Here is a 19,955-nt window from a genome sequence, read left to right on the forward strand (position 1 = left end):
TCGTTATAGGTGTGTTGGTTCAGAATTTGGTTAGCGACAGGCCGGCCCAGGTGGCAAGCAACCCGCCGCATACGCTAATAGCGGTATAGCCCAGGGCCAGCGGTATCTGGCCGTTTTCCAGCAGGCGCACGGTATCGAGCGAAAATGACGAAAACGTGGTCAGCCCGCCGAGAAAACCGACGATCAAACCAGCGCGTAGCTCGACCGGGACCATCGGTTTGTACAGAAACAGCCCATACAGCAGGCCGATCAGCAAGCAGCCGACCAGATTGACCGCCAGCGTACCGAGATAGAAGTGCCGTGGCCAGTGGGCGCTGACCCAGTTGCTGGTGGCAAACCGCAGCAGGGTGCCGGCGACGCCGCCGGCGCTGACGGCCGCAATCAAGGCAATCATGGTTTTCTCCGCTGGCGAGGGCTGTTGCGATCGAGCTCGGCGAGGTGGCGCAGCTTCTCGCCGATCTTCAGTTCCAGGCCGCGTGGCACTGGCTGATAGTAAGGTCGTGGTTCGAGTTGGTCCGGGAAATAGTCTTCGCCTGCGGCATAGGCATCCGGCTCATCGTGGGCGTAGCGGTATTCTTCGCCGTAGCCCAGTTGCTTCATCAATTTGGTCGGCGCGTTGCGCAGGTGCAGCGGCACTTCCAGCGAGCCGTGCTCGGCTGCCTCGCGCATGGCCGCCTTGAAGCCCATGTACACCGCATTGCTCTTCGGCGCGCAGGCGATGTAAGTGATGGCCTGGGCCACCGCCAGCTCGCCTTCCGGGCTGCCAAGGCGCTCCTGCACGTCCCACGCCGACAGGCACAGGCTCAGCGCCCGCGGGTCGGCGTTGCCGATATCTTCGCTGGCCATGCGCACCACGCGCCGGGCGATGTACAGCGGGTCGCAGCCGCCATCGAGCATGCGCGCGTACCAGTACAGCGCGCCATCCGGGTTGGAGCCGCGCACTGACTTGTGCAGCGCCGATATCTGGTCATAGAACGCTTCGCCGCCCTTGTCGAAGCGCCTGCGGCTGTCGCCGAGCAGGCTCTGCAGCAGATCAACGCCGATATCAGCGCCGTCTTCGGCCAGGTCCGAGGCGTTCTCGAGGAAGTTGAGCATGCGCCGGCCGTCACCATCGGCAGCGGCCATGAGCATCTTGAAGGCTTCATCGCCCACCGTCAGCTGACGCTTGCCCAGGCCGCGCTCTTCGCTGAGGGCGCGATTGACCAATTTGCGCAACGCATCCTCATCCAGGCTTTTGAGCACATAGACGCGCGCCCGCGAGAGCAAGGCGTTGTTCAATTCGAATGAGGGATTCTCGGTGGTCGCACCGATAAAAATCAGCGTGCCGTCTTCAACGAACGGCAGAAATGCATCCTGCTGCGACTTGTTGAAGCGGTGCACTTCATCGACGAACAGGATGGTCCGCCGGCCGTATTGAGCCGCCTGCTGCTTGGCCACCTCAACCGCCTGGCGGATCTCCTTGACCCCGGCCAGTACTGCCGAGACCGTTTCGAAGTGGGCATCACAGAACTGCGCCAGCAGCCGCGCCAGGGTGGTCTTGCCAACCCCCGGCGGGCCCCAGAAGATCATCGAGTGCAGCGCCCCCTGCTCCAACGCCTCGCGCAGCGGCTTGCCGCGCGCCAGCAGGTGCTCCTGGCCTACATACTCGTCCAGGTTGGACGGACGCAGCCGGGCAGCCAGTGGCTGAGAGACGGGTTCGCTACGAAACAGGTCCATGACGGCCTCTGATTACTCCTGGATAACGTCCGCGCCTTGCGGAATCTTGAAGTTGAAGCGGTCAGCAGGCACCGGCTGGTTGGCCTTGACCCCATTGAACAGGATGTTGGTGCGCTGGCCAACGCTGTCGATCAGTTGCATGTCGTTGATCAGGCCTTTGCGGAACGACACGCGCAGCGAATCGAACAGGGTGTCCTTGGTTTTAGGCTTGAGGGTGAAGTCCATCACCTCGCCCTGCTCCTTGGAGGTGATATCGAAGCTTTGGCTGATCTTGGAGACATCGCCCGACAGCAGCAGCGCCGGGGTCTGGTTCAAACGTACATCGAGCTTCTTTACCGTGGCCTGTTCCAGGTCCGGGTCCCACAGGGTGACCTTCTGGCCGTCGGAGACCACCACCTGCTCCTGCGGTGCATCGGTATGCCAGTAGAACAGGCCCGGACGCTTGACGGTCATCTTGCCCGTGGTTTCCTGCAGACTGGTACCGCCGGCATCCAGGGTCAGCTGGGAGAAATTGGCTTCGATGGTCTGCGACTTCTCGAGCAGATCGGTCAGGCGCTTCACATCGTTCTCGCCGGCATGCGCCGACAGGGTGCCCAGAGCCAGGGCGGAAACCAACAGCATGCGAATCGCGCGCATGGAAATCCTCGTTGAACAGTAGATGGGCCGGGCGCCGTGATTGGCGCCCGGCAGGGTGATGATCAATCGCGTGGGCCGCCCGGCGCAATCACTTCGCGCGAGCCGTTGGTGTTCATGGCGGTAACTACCCCGGCCATTTCCATCGACTCGATCATCCGCGCGGCGCGGTTATAGCCGATTTTCAGCTTGCGCTGCACCGCCGAGATCGAGGCGCGGCGGCTTTCAAGTACGAACTGCACGGCTTCGTCATACAGGGCGTCGGTTTCGGCATCGTCATCACCGCCACCGCTGCTGCCTTCAAAGCCGCTGCCGGCCTCTTCGACACCATTGAGGATGTCGTCGTTGTAGTCCGGCGCGCCACGCAGCTTCCACGCTTCCACCACGCGGTGGACTTCTTCGTCGGAAACAAAGGCACCGTGCACGCGGATCGGCAGGCTGGTGCCCGGCGGCATGTAGAGCATGTCACCGTGACCCAGCAACTGTTCGGCGCCACCCTGGTCGATGATGGTCCGCGAGTCGATCTTGCTCGACACCTGGAACGCCATACGGGTCGGGATGTTGGCCTTGATCAGGCCGGTGATGACGTCAACCGATGGCCTTTGGGTAGCGAGGATCAGGTGAATACCTGCCGCCCGCGCCTTCTGCGCGATACGGGCGATCAGTTCTTCGACCTTCTTGCCGACGATCATCATCATGTCGGCGAACTCGTCGACCACCACGACGATGGTCGGCAAGGTTTTCAGGGTTGGCGGCTCGTCATCCATGCTCTCACGACGGTACAACGGGTCATGAATGACCTCACCAGCCTCCTGGGCGTCCTTGATCTTGCGGTTGAAGCCGGCCAGGTTCCGTACGCCCATGGCCGCCATCAGCTTGTAGCGGCGCTCCATTTCGGCAACGCTCCAGCGCAGGGCGTTGGCTGCGTCCTTCATGTCGGTAACAACCGGGCAGAGCAGGTGCGGAATGCCTTCGTAGATCGACAGCTCGAGCATTTTCGGGTCGATCATGATCAAGCGGGCGTCTTCCGGGCCGGACTTGAACAGGATCGACAGGATCATGGCGTTGACCCCCACCGACTTACCCGAGCCGGTGGTACCGGCCACCAGCAAGTGCGGCATCTTGGCCAGGTCGGTGATCACCGGCTTGCCGCCGATGTCGTGACCCAGGGCCAATGCTACTGGCGACTTGGCGTCATCGTACTGGGACGACGACAGCACCTCGGAGAAGCGCACCATCTGCCGGTTCTCGTTGGGGATCTCGATACCGACGGTGGTCTTGCCGGGGATCACCTCGACCACCCGCACGCTGGTTACGGCCAGGGAACGGGCCAGATCCTTGGCCAGGTTGGCGATACGGCTGACCTTGACCCCGGCTGCCGGCTGGATCTCGTAACGGGTGATCACCGGGCCAGGATGGATCGAGTCAACCGAGACCTCGACACCAAACTCCTTGAGCTTGATTTCCAGCAGATGGCCAACACCGGCCAGGGATTCTGGCGAGTATTCGATTTTCTTTTCTTCTGCCGGATCGAGGATCGAGATCGGCGGCAGAGTGCCTTCGACGGCACTGTCGACGAACAGCGGCGTCTGTTTTTCCTTGAGGATGCGTTTGCTCGGCTCCGGCGCCTTGACCGGGGCTGGCATGATCACCGGCGCCGGCTGCTGCACGCGCTGGGCAACGTGCTTGGTCAGCGCGTCGTCACGCTCGATGATGCGTTCGCGCGCCTTGAGCTGCTCGCGCTTGTCGGCCACCACCGGCGCTACGACCGTGTCGACCTGCTCGTCGACCTCACGCAGCTGCGCCACCAGGCGCTTGCGCTCGTTGCGAGCTTCCCACCAGCGATTGGCCGCACCTTGCACCAGCTCGAACAGGTCGAGGGTGATCTTGCCGGTCATGTCCATGACCTTGAACCAGGACAGATCGGTGAACACCGTCAGGCCGAACAGGAACAGGGCAATGAACATCAGGGTGCTGCCCTGCACATTCAACAGGCTGCGGGCCAGGTCGCCGAGGCTCTCGCCCAGCGCGCCGCCGGCCGAGAACGGCAGGCTTGCCGACGGGTGGAAATGGATATGGGCCAGGGCTGCACCCGACAACACCAGAAACACCAGACCAATCAGCCGCCAGGAGAACAACCAGCCACTCCACTGCCACGGCTGATGGCGCTCACGGAAGATCTGCCAGGTCTTGATCCCCAGCAGCAACGGGAAGATATAGGCGAAGTAGCCCAGCACCATGAACAGAATGTCGGCGAAGTACGCGCCAGCGCGGCCAGCCGCGTTCTGCACCTGATCGACATTGCTGGTGTGGGTGAAGCCTGGGTCGGCGGTGTCGTAGGTCAGCAGCGCCATCCACAGGTACAGGCACAGCGCGCCGACGGCGATCAGCGCACCTTCCTTGAGGCGATAATGCAACTGCTGGCGCCACATCGGTACCGGCAGAGGGGGCGGAGTTGCGGTGGATTTCTTCAAAACGCGTCTATTCCTGCGCTTGCTGCGCGTCCAGTAGTGATCGACCCGATTCCGGTCAATGAACCCGTACTTTTAACATTACTGCCCGCCAGCCGCCATGGCGGCGCGCCGGATGGGCGCGAACGGTGAGCAAACTTTCATGGGTGCAATTTGAGCACGCATTGCCTTGCGTGACAAAGGCTTATGCTGTGTTTTTGCACAGGTGTGACAACAAAGCCTCGGGTTGGTGCCGATTGCCTGAAAAATCTGCTGGCAATTGCCTTGGCGAGCGTCAGCGCTGCGGGTTGGCGTTGGATTGACCTGCTGACGAGGGCGGGCCATGCTGTCAGCCCTCCCCTCCCCCACTGCACATGACGCCCATGCTGACCTGGCTGACCCGCGACTCGCTGACCTTTCCGCCCCTGACAAAGGCTCTGCAGGAGCCCAACGGATTACTTGCCGCTGGCGGTGACCTGAGCCCTGAGCGCTTGGTTCAGGCCTATCGGCATGGCTGCTTTCCGTGGTTTCAGGATGGTCAGCCCATTCTCTGGTGGTCACCCGACCCACGCACGGTGTTGTTCCCCGACGAGCTGCACGTGTCACGCTCGCTGGCCAAGCTGATCCGCCAGCAGCGTTACCAGGTCAGTTTCGATACTGACTTCGAAACGGTAATTGCCGCTTGTGCAGCGCCACGCGACTACACCGACGGCACCTGGATCACCGACCCCATGCGCGCAGCCTACTGCGAGCTGCACCGGCGCGGCTTCGCCCATTCGGTGGAAGTACGCGAGAACGGCGAGCTGGTCGGCGGCCTGTACGGCCTGGCCATGGGCCGGCTGTTTTTTGGCGAGTCGATGTTCAGCCGCGCCGACAACGCCTCCAAAGTGGGCTTCGTTACCCTGGTCGAGCATCTGCGTGCGGCGGGTTTCGTCCTGATCGACTGCCAGATGCCAACCAACCACCTGCACAGCCTCGGCGCCCGCGAAATCAGCCGCGCCAGCTTTGCCGAGCACCTCGCACGCGACCTCGACCAGACCGTCGACATCAGCTGGGTTCGCTAGGCGAGTTTGCCCAGCTGGCTTACACTTAGGACTACGTCTTGCCGAGGGGTCGATCATGACAGAGTTGGCGCGGTTGAAGTTCTATGCCACTCAGCCCCACTCCTGCAGCTACCTGCCCGATGAGCAGGCCACCACGCTGTTCCTCGACCCTAGCCAGCCGATGGACGTCGATGTGTATGCCGACCTCTCCGAAATGGGCTTTCGCCGCAGTGGCGACCACCTGTATCGCCCGCATTGCCAGAACTGCAACGCCTGCGTACCGGCGCGCATCCCCGTCGCCCGCTTCATCCCCAATCGCCAGCAGCGGCGTATCCTCAAGCGCAACAGCGACCTGCAGGTAACTGCCGCCCGGCCATCGTTCAAGGAGGAATACTTCGACCTGTACCGGCGCTACATCGAGCAGCGCCACAGCGACGGCGACATGTATCCACCCAGTCGCGATCAGTTTTCCACCTTTCTGGTGCGCGATCTGCCATTCTGCTGGTTCTATGAGTTTCGCCTGAATGGGCGGCTGCTTGCGGTGGCGGTATGCGATATGCTGCCCAACGGGCTGTCAGCGGTGTACACCTTCTACGAGCCGGATGAAGAACGCCGCAGTCTGGGGCGCTTCGCCATTCTCTGGCAGATCAGTGATGCACTGCGCCAGAACCTTGAGGCGGTGTACCTTGGCTACTGGATCAAGAACTGCAAAAAGATGAGTTACAAGACCCAGTATCGCCCCATCGAACTGCTGATCAACCAACGTTGGGTCAGCCTCAATTGAAAGCATTGGCTTGAAATACTCTTTTCGGGCATAATCCACGCCACTTTTTTGCCCGGTGCAGTTGCGCGTCGGGCCTACACTGGATACCGAGGGCTTTACTGCATGTCGAAAGAAGACAGCTTCGAAATGGAAGGCACTGTCGTCGACACCCTGCCCAACACCATGTTCCGCGTGGAGTTGGAAAATGGGCACGTCGTAACCGCGCATATCTCCGGAAAAATGCGCAAGAACTACATCCGTATTCTCACCGGCGACAAGGTCCGCGTCGAGCTGACGCCTTACGACCTGAGCAAGGGCCGCATCACCTACCGCGCCCGTTAAGCTCCAGTCATGAAAAAGCCCGGCCAATGTGCCGGGCTTTTTTGTGGCCAAAGAAAAAGGGCCGCCGAGGCGGCCCACTCTGCTCGATCACGCCACTTCGGCAGTGGTCTCGAAGTCGAACACCAACTCGCCATCACGTAGCTCGATGTGCACCACGCCGCCATGCTCGGCCAGCTCACCGAACAGGATCTCTTCAGCCAAGGGCCGCTTGATCTTGTCCTGGATAAGCCGTGCCATCGGCCGGGCACCCATCTGCACGTCATAGCCGCTGGCAGCCAGCCAGCCACGTGCCTCATCACTGACCTCAAGCAGTACACGCTTGTCTTCCAGCTGAGCCTGCAGTTCGATAAGGAACTTGTCGACGATGCTTTTGATCGTCTCGTGGCTCAGGCGACCGAACTGGATGATGGTATCCAAACGGTTGCGGAATTCCGGCGTGAAGCTCTTGCGAATGACTTCCATCGCATCCGACGCATGGTCCTGATGAGTGAAGCCAATCGAAGCCCGCGCAGCGGTTTCGGCGCCGGCGTTGGTGGTCATGATCAGAATCACGTTGCGGAAGTCCGCCTTGCGCCCGTTGTTGTCGGTCAGGGTACCGTGGTCCATCACCTGCAGCAGCAGGTTGAAGACTTCCGGGTGGGCCTTCTCGATCTCGTCGAGCAGCAGTACGCAGTGCGGCTGCTTGGTGATCGCCTCGGTGAGCAAGCCACCTTGGTCGAAACCGACATAGCCTGGCGGCGCACCGATCAGGCGCGACACAGTGTGCCGTTCCATGTACTCGGACATGTCGAAGCGCACCAGCTCAACGCCCAGCGCCTTGGCCAGCTGACGCGCAGCCTCGGTTTTGCCGACGCCGGTAGGGCCAGCGAACAGGAACGAGCCTACTGGCTTGTCCGGGGCCTTGAGGCCGGCTCGCGACAGCTTGATCGCAGTCGACAGCGAGTCGATCGCTGGGTCCTGACCAAATACGGTCAGTTTCAGGTCGCGTTCCAGGTTACGCAGCAGCTCCTTGTCGGAACTGGACACGTGCTTTGGCGGAATCCGAGCGATTTTCGCGACGATATCTTCGACCTGCGCCACTTCGATGCGCTTGACCCGATTGGCCTCTGGCTGCAGACGCTGGTAGGCGCCCGCCTCGTCGATCACGTCGATGGCCTTGTCCGGCATATGCCGATCATTGATATAGCGCGCAGCGAGCTCGGCAGCGGCGCGCAGGGCCTCGTCGCTGTACTCGATGTGGTGATGCGACTCGAAGCGGCCTTTCAGCCCACGCAGGATACCCACGGTGTCTTCCACCGACGGCTCCGACACATCGACCTTCTGGAAGCGCCGCGCCAGGGCCCGGTCTTTCTCGAAGATGCCACGAAATTCCTGGAAGGTAGTCGAGCCGATGCAGCGGATATCACCTGATGAGAGCAATGGCTTGAGCAGGTTGGACGCATCCATTACCCCGCCCGAGGCCGCGCCGGCACCGATGATGGTGTGGATCTCATCGATGAACAGGATGGCCTGCGGACGTTTTTTCAGCTCACCCAGCAGCGCCTTGAAGCGCTTCTCGAAGTCGCCACGGTACTTGGTCCCGGCCAGCAGTGCGCCGAGATCGAGCGAATAGACCACGCTCTGCGCCAGCAGATCAGGTACCTGACCGTCGACGATACGTTTGGCCAGGCCTTCGGCGATGGCCGTCTTGCCGACGCCCGCTTCACCGACCAGCAACGGGTTGTTCTTGCGCCGGCGAGCGAGAATCTGCGCTACGCGCTCGACTTCTTGCTCACGGCCCACCAACGGATCGATACGACCCTGACGCGCCTGCTCGTTGAGGTTGCTGGCGTAGGTATCCAGCGGATTGCTCGAAGACGACGTTTCGCCCCCCTCTTCATCCTGCATGTCCTGGTCGCTGTCGGCGCTAGGCCCATGGCCTGGCACCTTGGAAATGCCGTGGGCAATGAAGTTGACCACGTCGATACGGGCCACGCTCTGCTGCTTGAGCAGAAACACGGCCTGACTTTCCTGCTCGCTGAAGATAGCCACCAGCACATTGGCGCCGGTCACTTCACGCTTGCCCGAACTCTGCACATGGAACACCGCGCGTTGCAGCACGCGCTGGAAGCCCAGGGTTGGCTGGGTTTCGCGGTCTTCGTCGTGCACCGGGATCAGGGGGGTAGTGGAGTCGATGAACTCTTGCAGGTCGTGCTTGAGCTTGTCGAGATTGGCGCCACAGGCGCGTAGAACGGTTGCGGCCGCCTCATTGTCAAGGAGTGCCAACAGCAGATGTTCGACGGTCATGAACTCATGACGCTTCGAACGGGCCTCCTTGAAGGCCAGATTGAGGGTGACTTCGAGCTCGCGGTTTAACATAGCTTCACCTCATACCCAAGTGGTCGGCGATTAACCGTCCTTCTCGATTTCACAGAGTAGCGGATGCTGGCTCTCCCGGGCGTATTGGTTGACCTGCGTCGCCTTCGTTTCGGCGATATCGCGGGTAAACAATCCGCATACTGCCCGCCCTTCGGTATGGACGGTCAGCATGATCTTGGTCGCCAGCTCGCGGTTCAAACTAAAGAACGTCTCGAGCACTTCGACGACGAAATCCATTGGCGTGTAGTCATCGTTGAATAAAACCACCTTGTACATGGGTGGCGCCTGCAGGATCGGCTTGGCTTCTTGAACAGCCAGACCGGAGCCATCGTCCTCGTTGGTCTGAGGACCATCCTGATTGAATGTTAGTCGAATCTGACTGTGTGCATGCATGGAAAGAATTTCATCACATCGACAAGTTAAGGTTGTGGGTTGACCGCATAGAGCTGGCGCCGGCGCAGGCGCCGCATGACCTTGACTATCGGCAAAACGGTGTTACAACCAATAGAACCCACCGTGGGCGATAAAGATCCGCGCAGTCAACCAGATTTTTCGCAAGGTTCGTATGCGGATACGTGGATGATACTCCAGTGATGGAGTCCTTTGCAGAGGGACATAGGGATGACAAGCGGTAAAGTCAAGTGGTTCAACAATGCCAAGGGCTATGGGTTCATCAACGAGGACGGCAAGACTGAAGACCTCTTTGCCCACTATTCGGCCATCGTAATGGACGGATACAAGACGCTGAAGGCCGGCCAGCTGGTCAAGTTCGAAATCATCCAGGGCCCCAAGGGCCTGCACGCGGTGAACATCAGCGACGCCAAAGCCGAGGTCACAAGTTCAGCAGATCCGGCGACTGAACGCACGAAGGCCACTGTCTGACCATTTCCCTGCCGCTGAGATGTGAACGGGCCGATCGCCTCTTCAACGAGGCGATCGGTTTTTTCGTGTCTACATGTGTTTGATCATCTCATCGCCAAAGCCTGAGCTACCCACCAGCGTGGCGCCGTCCATCAGGCGCTCGAAATCATAGGTAACGGTTTTCGCCGCAATTGCGCCGTTGGTCCCTTTGATGATCAGGTCGGCAGCCTCGGTCCAGCCCATATGCCGCAGCATCATTTCGGCCGAGAGGATAACCGACCCCGGGTTGACCTTGTCCTGGCCGGCATACTTGGGCGCGGTACCGTGCGTCGCTTCGAACATTGCCACCGTATCCGACAGGTTCGCCCCAGGCGCGATGCCAATCCCGCCCACTTCTGCCGCCAGCGCATCGGACAGGTAGTCACCGTTCAGGTTGAGCGTGGCAATCACGTCATACTCTGCCGGGCGCAGCAGGATCTGCTGCAGCATGGCATCGGCGATCGCATCCTTGACCACCACCTTCTTGCCACTCTTGGGGTTGGTGAACTGCATCCACGGCCCGCCATCGAGCAACTCGGCGCCGAATTCTTCCTTGGCCACCTCGTAGCCCCAGTCCTTGAACGCGCCCTCGGTGAATTTCATGATGTTGCCCTTGTGGACCAGGGTCAGCGACTCGCGGTCATTGTCGACCACATACTGCAACGCCTTGCGCACCAGGCGCTTGGTGCCTTCCCTGGAGACCGGCTTGACGCCGATGCCGCAGTCCTGGTCGAAGCGGATCTTGGTGACGCCCATTTCCTCCTTGAGAAACTTGATCACTTTGATGGCTTCGGGCGAACCGGCCTTCCACTCGATGCCGGCATAAATGTCTTCGGAGTTTTCCCGGAAGATCACCATGTCGACGTCTCCCGGCTTTTTCACCGGACTCGGCACACCCTCGAACCACACCACCGGGCGCAGACACACATACAGGTCAAGCTGTTGGCGCAGGGCCACGTTCAGCGAGCGGATGCCGCCGCCGACCGGTGTGGTCAGCGGGCCTTTGATCGACACCACGTATTCCTTGACTGCGTCGAGGGTCTCTTGCGGCAGCCAGGTGTCCTGGTCATACACCTGCGTAGCTTTTTCACCGGCATAGACCTCCATCCAGGCGATTTTGCGCTTGCCGGCGTAGGCCTTGTGCACCGCGGCATCGACTACCTTGATCATCACCGGGGAAACATCGACCCCGATGCCATCCCCTTCGATATAAGGAATGATCGGGTTGTCGGGCACATTGAGTGAATGGTCGGCATTGACGGTGATCCTGGCGCCGTCGGTCGGCACCGTGATTTTCTGGTATCCCATGCTTGCACTACTCCGGAGTCGGGTGTGGTTGGACATCATGCGATCCAATCAGCCTAAACCACATCTGCCGACCTGCAAGGCCGGGCTTGTACCTGCGGCAATGCACCACATTGCAGGTAAGTCTTTGGTCTTATAAATGCGCTGATACCACTTGGCCTTGCTGATTAGCCCAAAGGGTTTGGTATACTCCGGCCCTGACCGTAAGGTCATGGGGGCGAATCCCCGGAAATCGCGGCTTGCCCCCGGCCCTCGAAGGCCACAAAGTCTGGGCTGTTACCGCATCCCAGCCGCTTGACGCTCGACTGATGCATCCACCATCACCGCTCGTAGCCTCTCGACCTTTTGCCCATGGCGCGCCGTGGGCGATGCGCCTACCCAGCGCACCCCGAGACTCGAGTACGCTCAGCAAAACAGAGAGTTAACCCGCATGCCCACCCGCTCTAAGATCATCTATACCTTCACCGACGAAGCCCCTGCCCTCGCCACCTATTCGCTGCTGCCGATCGTCGAAGCGTTCACCGCCTCGGCTGACATCGCCGTCGAAACTCGCGACATCTCCCTGGCTGGCCGTATCCTTGCGGCATTCCCGGAGCAACTCGGCGCAGACAAGCAGGTAAGCGATCATCTGGCGGAGCTGGGCCAACTGGCCACCACCCCTGAAGCCAACATCATCAAGCTGCCGAACATCTCGGCCTCGGTGCCTCAGCTCAAGGCTGCGATCAAGGAACTGCAAGCCAAGGGTTACGCCGTCCCTGACTACGCCGACGAGCCTGCCAGCGCTGCCGAAAAAGAATCCCGCGCGCGCTACGACCGCATCAAGGGCAGCGCCGTGAACCCGGTACTGCGCGAAGGCAACTCCGACCGCCGCGCGCCGCTTTCGGTCAAGAACTACGCTCGCAAGCACCCGCACAAAATGGGCGCCTGGGCTTCCGACTCGAAATCGCACGTGGCCCACATGAGCCAAGGCGACTTCTACGGCAGCGAAAAAGCCGCACTGATCGAAGCTGACGACAGCCTGCGCATCGAACTGCTGGACAAGAACGGCGCTACTACTGTTCTGAAGGAAAAAACCGCTGTCAAAGCCGCAGAAGTGGTTGACTGCGCGACCATGAGCCGCAAGGCCCTGAAAGCCTTCATCGCCGAGCAGATCGCCGATGCCAAGGCCAGCGGCGTACTGCTTTCGGTGCACTTGAAAGCAACCATGATGAAGGTTTCCGACCCGATCATGTTCGGCGTCATCGTCGAAGAGTTCTACGGTGAAGTGCTGACCAAGCACGCTGCAGCGCTGGCTGACATCGGCTTCAATGCCAACAACGGCATCGGCGACCTGTACGCCCGCATCAAGGACCTGCCAGCTGACCAGCAAGCGCAGATCGAAGCCGACATCCAGGCCCTGTACGCCGTACGTCCAGCCCTGGCCATGGTCAACTCCGACAAAGGCATCACCAACCTGCACGTGCCGAGCGACGTAATCGTCGACGCCTCGATGCCGGCCATGATCCGTGACTCGGGCAAGATGTGGAACACTGCCGGCGAGCTGCAAGACGCCAAGGCCGTGATCCCGGACCGCTGCTACGCCGGTATCTACCAGGCTGCCATCGAAGACTGCAAGGTCAACGGCGCCTTCGACCCGACTACCATGGGCAGCGTACCGAACGTTGGCCTGATGGCGCAGAAAGCCGAAGAGTACGGCTCCCACGACAAGACCTTCGAAATCAAGGCCGATGGCGTCGTGCGCGTCGTTGATGGCAAAGGCAACGTGGTTCTGCAACAGAACGTCGAAGCCGGCGACATCTTCCGCATGTGCCAGACCAAAGACGCGCCGATCCAGGACTGGGTCAAGCTGGCCGTCAACCGTGCCCGCCTGAGCGGTACCCCAGCGGTGTTCTGGCTCGACCCGGAACGCGCCCACGACGGCGTGATGATCGAGAAAGTCCAGAAGTACCTGAAAGACCACGACACCACTGGCCTGGACATTCGCGTCCTGCCGCCGGTCGAGGCGATCAAGTTCTCCCTGGCCCGTATCCGCGAAGGCAAGGACACCATCTCGGTGACCGGCAACGTTCTGCGCGACTACCTGACCGACCTGTTCCCGATCATGGAGCTGGGCACCAGCGCCAAGATGCTGTCGATCGTGCCGCTGATGAACGGCGGTGGCCTGTTCGAAACCGGCGCTGGCGGTTCGGCACCCAAGCACGTGCAGCAGCTGGTCGAAGAGAACTTCCTGCGTTGGGATTCGCTGGGTGAATTCCTCGCTCTGGCGGCCTCGCTCGAGCACCTGGGCGACACCTACGCCAACCCACGTGCCAAGGTTCTGGCCAACACCCTGGACCAGGCTACCGGCAAGTTCCTCGACAACAACAAGTCGCCTTCGCGCAAGGTTGGCGGTATCGACAACCGCGGTAGCCACTTCTACCTGACCCTGTACTGGGCTCAGGCCCTGGCTGCGCAGAGCGACGACGCTGCGCTGCAAGCGCGCTTCGCCCCGCTGGCCAAGACCCTGACCGAGAACGAAGCGACCATCGTCGCCGAACTCAACGCCGTACAGGGCAAGCCAGTCGACATCGGTGGCTACTACGCCCCGGATGCCGAGCTGACCGCCAAGGTGATGCGTCCAAGCCAGACCCTCAACAACGCGATTGCTGCGCTGTAAGGTTCACTTGAAGTAACCCCACAAACCCCGGCCACGCACCGGGGTTTGTGCTTTTTAGGATTCCACTATGACCTGGCACCCCCACATCACCGTAGCCACCGTGGTCGAAGACCAGGGCCGCTTCCTCTTCGTCGAGGAATTCAAAGCCGGCCAGCACGTCTTCAACCAACCGGCCGGCCACCTCGAGCCCAACGAAACCCTGCAGCAGGCCGCCCTGCGCGAAACCCTCGAAGAAACCGCCTGGGACGTCGAACTGACCGGCGTGGTGGGCATCTACCTGTACACCGCCCCCAGTAACGGCGTCACCTACCAACGCATCTGCTTCGCTGCCCGCCCCGTCCGGCACCATCCGCAACGCGCCCTCGACAGCGATATAACCCGCGCGCTGTGGATGACCCGCGCCGAGCTGCTGGCCGAGCCACAACGCTGGCGCAGTGAGCTGGTGCCGCGCTGCATCGACGACTACCTGGCAGGCCCGCTGCACAGCCTCGCCTTGCTGCGCGACTGACGCGCACGAGCGGGCCTGATAGAATCGACCTTTTTCCCTGATACACATCGGTAGCCATGACCAGCCCAGCACTCAAAGACCCCGCCAAGACCCGCGTCATCGTCGGCATGTCCGGCGGCGTCGACTCTTCCGTCTCCGCCCTTCTGCTGATCGAGCAGGGCTACCAGGTGGAAGGTCTGTTCATGAAAAACTGGGAAGAGGACGACGGCACCGACTACTGCACCGCCCGCGAGGACCTGGCCGACGCCCAGGCCGTGTGCGATCGCATTGGCATCAAGCTGCACACGGCCAACTTTGCCGCCGAGTACTGGGACAACGTGTTCGAGCACTTCCTTGAAGAGTACAAGGCTGGGCGCACGCCAAACCCGGACATCCTCTGCAACCGCGAGATCAAGTTCAAGGCCTTCCTCGACTACGCGCTGTCGCTCGGTGCCGACCTGATCGCCACCGGTCACTATGTACGCCGGCGCGACACCGGCGAGCTGACCGAGCTGCTCAAGGGCCTGGACCCGAACAAGGACCAGAGCTACTTCCTGCATGCCGTCGGCGGCAAGGAAATCGCCCGCACCCTGTTCCCGGTCGGCGAGCTGGAAAAACCCGAAGTGCGCGCCATCGCCGAGAAACATGGCCTGGCTACTGCCAAGAAAAAGGACTCCACCGGCATCTGCTTCATTGGCGAACGACGCTTCAGCGACTTCCTCAAGCAGTACCTGCCGGCCCAGCCGGGCAACATCGAAACCACCGAAGGTGAAGTCATCGGTCGCCACCATGGCCTGATGTACCACACCATCGGCCAGCGCCAGGGCCTGGGCATCGGCGGCCTCAAGGACGCCGGTGACGACCCGTGGTACGTGCTGGTCAAGGACCTCGCCCGCAACGTGCTGGTGGTCGGCCAGGGCAACGAGCACCCATGGTTGTTCTCCCGCGCCCTGCTCGCCTCGGACATCTTCTGGGTCAACCCGATCGACCTCGCCACCCCGCGCCGCCTCACGGCCAAGGTGCGCTATCGCCAGGGCGACCAGGGCTGCACCCTGGAACGCACCGAAAGCGGCTACCGCGCCGTGTTCGACGAGCCGCAACGTGCGGTCACCCCCGGCCAGTCGGTGGTGTTCTATGATGGCGAGGTGTGCCTGGGCGGCGGCGTGATCGAGACTGCCGAACCGTGGAGCCCGCGCCCATGAGCAACCTGCACGAGCAGTTGATTGCCCTGGGCGGCGTGTTTCAGGCTGCAGTGCTGGTCGACAAGCTGGCACGCACCGGCCAGTCCAATGACGCCGAGCTTGGCTGCATGCTTGGCAGCCTGCTGGTGATGGATCCCAAGGACACCCTCGAGGTGTTCGGTGGTGATGACCTTAACCTGCGCGACGGTTACCGCGCCCTGGTCGGCGCACTCGAGCGCGAGCCCAGCAGCCTGCAGCGCGAGCCGCTGCGCTATGCCCTGTCGATGCTCGGCCTCGAGCGCCAGCTGGCCAAGCGTGGCGACCTGCTGGAAACCATCGGCAACCGCCTGCCGCAAATCCAGGGTCAGGCCGATCACTTCGGCCTGACCCACGAGAATGTCATCGCTTCCAGTGGCGCCTTGTATCAGGACACCCTGAGCACCTTGCGCCAGCGTATTCAGGTGCATGGCGACATGCGCTTCCTGCAGCAAGCCAGCAACGCCTCGAAGATCCGCGCACTGCTGCTGGCCGGGATCCGCGCCGCACGCCTGTGGCGCCAGCTTGGCGGGCACCGCTGGCAGCTGGTATTCAGCCGGCGCAAGTTGCTCAACGAGCTGTACGGCATGATGCGCGCCAATTCCTGAATGCTGCGCATCCCCGCCTGGCGCGGTCCGTGTAGGAGCGGCCTTGTGTCGCGAGAAGTGCGCGAAGCGTGCCCAGCAATTCTAGGGTGCTGCACAAATCTTGGGGCCGCTGCGCCGCCCTTTCGCGACACGAGGCCGCTCCTACAGCGACCGCGATAAGCTTTGAAACGGCTCGACCTTTGGTCAGCCACCCGACCTCGGCGCATTTTTCATGTATGATATGCGCCCTCCAAAAGCCTGACTGTCCGAGAACACCCCATGCAGCTTTCCTCGCTCACTGCGGTTTCCCCTGTAGACGGCCGCTACGCCGGCAAAACCCAGGCCTTGCGCCCTATTTTCAGCGAATACGGCCTGATCCGTTTCCGCGCCCTGGTCGAAGTGCGCTGGCTGCAACGCCTGGCCGCCCACCCGCAAATCGGTGAAGTGCCGGCATTCTCGGCCGACGCCAACGCCGTTCTCGATACCCTGGCCAGCGATTTCCAGCTGGCCCACGCCGAGCGCGTCAAGGAAATCGAACGCACCACCAACCACGACGTCAAGGCCATCGAGTACCTGCTCAAGGAGCAGGCTGCACAACTGCCTGAGCTGGCCAACGTCAGCGAGTTCATCCACTTCGCCTGCACCAGCGAGGACATCAACAACCTGTCCCACGCGCTGATGCTGCGCGCGGGCCGTGATGACGTGCTGCTGCCGCTGATGCGCCAGATCGCCGAAGCGATCCGCGCGCTCGCCCACCAGCATGCCGACGTGCCGATGCTGTCGCGCACCCACGGCCAGCCAGCCTCGCCGACCACCCTGGGCAAAGAGATGGCCAACGTCGTCTACCGCCTCGAGCGCCAAATTGCGCAAGTCGCTGCCGTGCCGCTGATGGGCAAGGTCAACGGCGCCGTCGGTAACTACAACGCGCACCTGTCGGCCTACCCGCAGATCGACTGGGAAGAAAACGCCCGCGCCTTCATCGAAGACGAGCTGGGCCTGCAGTTCAACCCGTATACCACCCAAATCGAGCCGCACGACTACATTGCCGAGCTGTTCGACGCGATCGCCCGCTTCAACACCATCCTGATCGACTTCGACCGGGACATCTGGGGCTACATCTCGCTGGGCTACTTCAAGCAGCGCACCGTTGCCGGTGAAATCGGCTCGTCGACCATGCCGCACAAGGTCAACCCGATCGACTTCGAAAACTCCGAAGGCAACCTCGGTATCGCCAACGCCCTGTTCCAGCACCTGGCCAGCAAACTGCCGGTTTCGCGCTGGCAGCGTGACCTGACCGACTCCACCGTGCTGCGCAACCTGGGTGTGGGCTTCGCTCACAGCGTTATCGCCTATGAAGCCAGCCTGAAGGGCATCAGCAAGCTGGAAGTCAACACTCAGCGCATCGCTGCTGACCTGGACGCCTGCTGGGAAGTGCTCGCCGAGCCGATCCAGACCGTCATGCGTCGTTTCAACATCGAAAACCCCTACGAGAAGCTCAAAGAGCTGACCCGTGGCAAAGGCATCACCCCTGAGGCGCTGCTGACCTTCATCGATGGCCTGGACATGCCAGCCGATGCCAAGGCCGAGCTCAAGCAGCTGACTCCTGCGACCTACATAGGTAACGCAGTCGCGCAGGCCAAACGTATCTAAGATTACGCCTGCGTCTGACGCCCGGCCTAGCCGGGCGTTTTTATTCCCGGACGAAAATTACGTTTTTTCAATAGGTTGAACATGAATTCTGATACTCCACTTCAGCTGCTTGGCGGTTTGACTGCTCGCGAGTTCCTGCGTGACTACTGGCAGAAGAAGCCATTGCTGGTGCGCCAGGCGTTCACCGACTTCGAAAGCCCGATCGACCCTGACGAGCTGGCTGGCCTGGCCCTGGAAGAGGAAGTCGAATCGCGCCTGGTCCTCGAACACGGCGAACGCCCGTGGGAGTTGCGTCGCGGTCCGTTCACCGAGGACGACTTCGCCACCCTGCCAGAGCGCGACTGGACCCTGCTGGTGCAAGCGGTCGACCAGTTCGTGCCAGAAGTGGCCGAACTGCTGGAAAGCTTCCGCTTCCTGCCGAGCTGGCGCATCGACGATGTGATGATCAGCTATGCCGCGCCCGGCGGCAGCGTCGGCCCGCACTTCGACAACTACGACGTGTTCCTGCTGCAGGGCTACGGTACCCGCAACTGGAAAGTCGGCCAGATGTGCGACAGCGACAGCAAGCTGCTCGAGCACGCCGACCTGCGCATCCTGGCTGACTTCGAGCAGACCGACGAGTGGCGCCTGGAGCCGGGTGACATGCTCTACCTGCCACCACGCCTGGCCCACTTCGGCGTTGCCGAAGACAACTGCCTGACCTACTCGGTCGGTTTCCGCGCGCCAAGCGCTGCTGAAGTGCTGACCCACTTCACCGACTTCCTCAGCCAGTTCCTGCCGGACGAAGAGCGCTACAGCGACGCCGACGCCCAGCCGGTCAGCGACCCGCACCAGATCCAGCACGACGCTCTGGACCGCCTCAAGGCCCTGCTGGCCGAGCACATGGGTGACGAGCGCCTGCTGCTGACCTGGTTTGGCCAGTTCATGACCGAGCCACGCTACCCTGAGCAGGTCGCCGGCGAGCCGCTCAAGGAAGAAGAGCTGATCGACAGCCTGGAACAAGGCGCTATTCTTATCCGTAATCCAAGCGCACGCCTGGCCTGGTCGGAGGTCGATGACAATTTGCTGCTGTTCGCCAGCGGCCAGAGCCGTCTGCTTTCGGGCCACCTGCGCGATCTGCTGAAAATGATCTGCGCCGCCGATGCGCTGCACATCGAAAACCTCGGCCAGTGGCTCAAGGATGAAGAAGGTCTGACCCTGGTCTGCCAGCTGGTCGAACAAGGAAGTCTGGGTTTTGCCAATGAATAGAATCAGCGTTCGGCTTGCCGATTGGATCAAGGACAACAGTGACATCCGCCACATCCGCGATGCGGTGTTCGTTGCCGAGCAGCACATTCCGCCTGAGCTGGAATTTGACGCCGAAGACCCCCAGGCCGTGCATTTCCTGGCCCTTGAGGGTGACTACCCGATCGGCACCGCGCGCCTGCTGGCAGACGGCACCATCGGCCGCATCTCGGTACTCAAGGACTGGCGCGGGCTGAAAGTGGGCGACGCACTGATGCATGCGGTGATCGCCGAAGCCCAGGCTCGCGACCTCAAGCAACAGACCCTGAGCGCCCAGGTGCATGCCACGCCGTTCTATGAGCGGCTGGGTTTCAAGGTGGTCAGCGAGGAGTTCCTCGAGGCCGGCATCCCCCACGTGGAGATGGTGCGCGAGTCCTGCGACCTCTCCTGAGCAACCTCAGGGCCGCTTGAACCGGCCCTGTTTCGCAGCGGGCTGCAATGGCCCGCTGCGTGCTCTGCAACATTGGTTCACCAGCCAGCTGTATATGCATACAGATAAAACTTGCCTGGCGGCGCTTCTTTGTCCATCCTGACGCTCATCGTCTGCCCATGAAGCGTTCTCGG

At 61.5% G+C, this 19,955-nt stretch carries 18 protein-coding genes; 11 read left to right on the forward strand and 7 right to left on the reverse strand.

Annotation, left to right across the window (positions count from 1 at the left end):
* Positions 1-19 precede the first annotated feature (19 nt).
* The 4 genes from crcB to ftsK all read right to left on the reverse strand — a co-directional run bounded on the left by crcB (position 20) and on the right by ftsK (position 4,781).
* A complete protein-coding gene (gene crcB, locus ACIOAU_RS16315) occupies positions 20-394 on the reverse strand; it encodes a fluoride efflux transporter CrcB (RefSeq protein ID WP_101320825.1) in 375 nt (124 codons plus the stop codon).
* The gene (locus tag ACIOAU_RS16320; RefSeq protein WP_101320827.1) at positions 391-1,716 is read right to left on the reverse strand and encodes a replication-associated recombination protein A; all 1,326 of its coding nucleotides are present in this window, start codon (positions 1,714-1,716) and stop codon (positions 391-393) included. Before ACIOAU_RS16320 ends, crcB begins: the two co-directional genes overlap by 4 nt.
* A 12-nt stretch (positions 1,717-1,728) precedes the next feature.
* Entirely contained in the window at positions 1,729-2,352 is a 624-nt protein-coding gene (gene lolA, locus ACIOAU_RS16325) for an outer membrane lipoprotein chaperone LolA (RefSeq protein ID WP_101320829.1), read from the reverse strand.
* A 62-nt stretch (positions 2,353-2,414) separates the two neighbouring features.
* Positions 2,415-4,781, reverse strand: coding sequence for a DNA translocase FtsK (ftsK, locus tag ACIOAU_RS16330; protein WP_178080833.1), 2,367 nt, complete (start codon positions 4,779-4,781; stop codon positions 2,415-2,417).
* A gap of 401 nt (positions 4,782-5,182) precedes the next feature.
* Between ftsK and aat the strand changes: the two genes are divergently transcribed.
* From aat to infA, 3 genes are all read left to right on the forward strand, one after another.
* The gene (gene aat, locus ACIOAU_RS16335) at positions 5,183-5,863 is read left to right on the forward strand and encodes a leucyl/phenylalanyl-tRNA--protein transferase (RefSeq protein WP_150569897.1); all 681 of its coding nucleotides are present in this window, start codon (positions 5,183-5,185) and stop codon (positions 5,861-5,863) included.
* Positions 5,864-5,918: 55 nt separating this feature from the next.
* Positions 5,919-6,626: an arginyltransferase gene (locus ACIOAU_RS16340; RefSeq protein ID WP_101320835.1), complete on the forward strand. Its 708-nt coding sequence runs from the start codon at positions 5,919-5,921 to the stop codon at positions 6,624-6,626.
* A 102-nt stretch (positions 6,627-6,728) separates the two neighbouring features.
* On the forward strand, positions 6,729-6,947 hold the full coding sequence (infA, locus tag ACIOAU_RS16345; protein WP_002553999.1) for a translation initiation factor IF-1: 219 nt from the start codon (positions 6,729-6,731) through the stop codon (positions 6,945-6,947).
* Positions 6,948-7,034: 87 nt separating this feature from the next.
* On the opposite strand, the gene clpA is transcribed toward infA, so the two are convergent.
* Positions 7,035-9,305 carry an ATP-dependent Clp protease ATP-binding subunit ClpA gene (gene clpA, locus ACIOAU_RS16350; RefSeq protein WP_101320837.1) on the reverse strand — a complete coding sequence of 757 codons (2,271 nt, stop codon included), beginning with the start codon at positions 9,303-9,305 and terminating at the stop codon, positions 7,035-7,037.
* 30 nt (positions 9,306-9,335) lie between these two features.
* Positions 9,336-9,698: an ATP-dependent Clp protease adapter ClpS gene (gene clpS, locus ACIOAU_RS16355; RefSeq protein WP_101320839.1), complete on the reverse strand. Its 363-nt coding sequence runs from the start codon at positions 9,696-9,698 to the stop codon at positions 9,336-9,338.
* A gap of 228 nt (positions 9,699-9,926) precedes the next feature.
* On the opposite strand from clpS, the gene cspD reads away from it, so the two are divergent.
* Positions 9,927-10,187 (forward strand): cold shock domain-containing protein CspD, encoded by a 261-nt coding sequence (gene cspD, locus ACIOAU_RS16360; protein WP_178080777.1) that lies wholly within the window; start codon positions 9,927-9,929, stop codon positions 10,185-10,187.
* A 69-nt stretch (positions 10,188-10,256) separates the two neighbouring features.
* Here cspD and icd read toward each other — a convergent pair whose 3' ends face one another.
* Positions 10,257-11,513, reverse strand: coding sequence for an NADP-dependent isocitrate dehydrogenase (gene icd, locus ACIOAU_RS16365; protein WP_401183305.1), 1,257 nt, complete (start codon positions 11,511-11,513; stop codon positions 10,257-10,259).
* A gap of 427 nt (positions 11,514-11,940) precedes the next feature.
* Between icd and ACIOAU_RS16370 the strand changes: the two genes are divergently transcribed.
* The 7 genes from ACIOAU_RS16370 (at position 11,941) to ACIOAU_RS16400 (ending at position 19,782) form a co-directional block, all read left to right on the forward strand.
* Complete coding sequence (locus tag ACIOAU_RS16370; RefSeq protein WP_101320843.1) at positions 11,941-14,166, forward strand: NADP-dependent isocitrate dehydrogenase; 2,226 nt, start codon at positions 11,941-11,943, stop codon at positions 14,164-14,166.
* Between the two features lie 67 nt (positions 14,167-14,233).
* Complete coding sequence (locus tag ACIOAU_RS16375; protein ID WP_101320845.1) at positions 14,234-14,674, forward strand: NUDIX hydrolase; 441 nt, start codon at positions 14,234-14,236, stop codon at positions 14,672-14,674.
* Between the two features lie 56 nt (positions 14,675-14,730).
* Complete coding sequence (gene mnmA, locus ACIOAU_RS16380) at positions 14,731-15,855, forward strand: tRNA 2-thiouridine(34) synthase MnmA (protein ID WP_101320847.1); 1,125 nt, start codon at positions 14,731-14,733, stop codon at positions 15,853-15,855.
* Positions 15,852-16,478 carry a high frequency lysogenization protein HflD gene (gene hflD, locus ACIOAU_RS16385; protein ID WP_401183309.1) on the forward strand — a complete coding sequence of 209 codons (627 nt, stop codon included), beginning with the start codon at positions 15,852-15,854 and terminating at the stop codon, positions 16,476-16,478. Before mnmA ends, hflD begins: the two co-directional genes overlap by 4 nt.
* Positions 16,479-16,736: 258 nt before the next feature.
* The gene (purB, locus tag ACIOAU_RS16390) at positions 16,737-18,107 is read left to right on the forward strand and encodes an adenylosuccinate lyase (RefSeq protein ID WP_401183311.1); all 1,371 of its coding nucleotides are present in this window, start codon (positions 16,737-16,739) and stop codon (positions 18,105-18,107) included.
* An 81-nt stretch (positions 18,108-18,188) separates the two neighbouring features.
* On the forward strand, positions 18,189-19,355 hold the full coding sequence (locus ACIOAU_RS16395) for a cupin domain-containing protein (protein ID WP_150569895.1): 1,167 nt from the start codon (positions 18,189-18,191) through the stop codon (positions 19,353-19,355).
* The gene (locus ACIOAU_RS16400) at positions 19,348-19,782 is read left to right on the forward strand and encodes a GNAT family N-acetyltransferase (protein WP_101320856.1); all 435 of its coding nucleotides are present in this window, start codon (positions 19,348-19,350) and stop codon (positions 19,780-19,782) included. Before ACIOAU_RS16395 ends, ACIOAU_RS16400 begins: the two co-directional genes overlap by 8 nt.
* Positions 19,783-19,955: the final 173 nt, after the last annotated feature.

The sequence above is a fragment of the Pseudomonas sp. NPDC088322 genome (genome assembly GCF_044740745.1).
Classification (GTDB): domain Bacteria; phylum Pseudomonadota; class Gammaproteobacteria; order Pseudomonadales; family Pseudomonadaceae; genus Aquipseudomonas; species Aquipseudomonas shirazensis.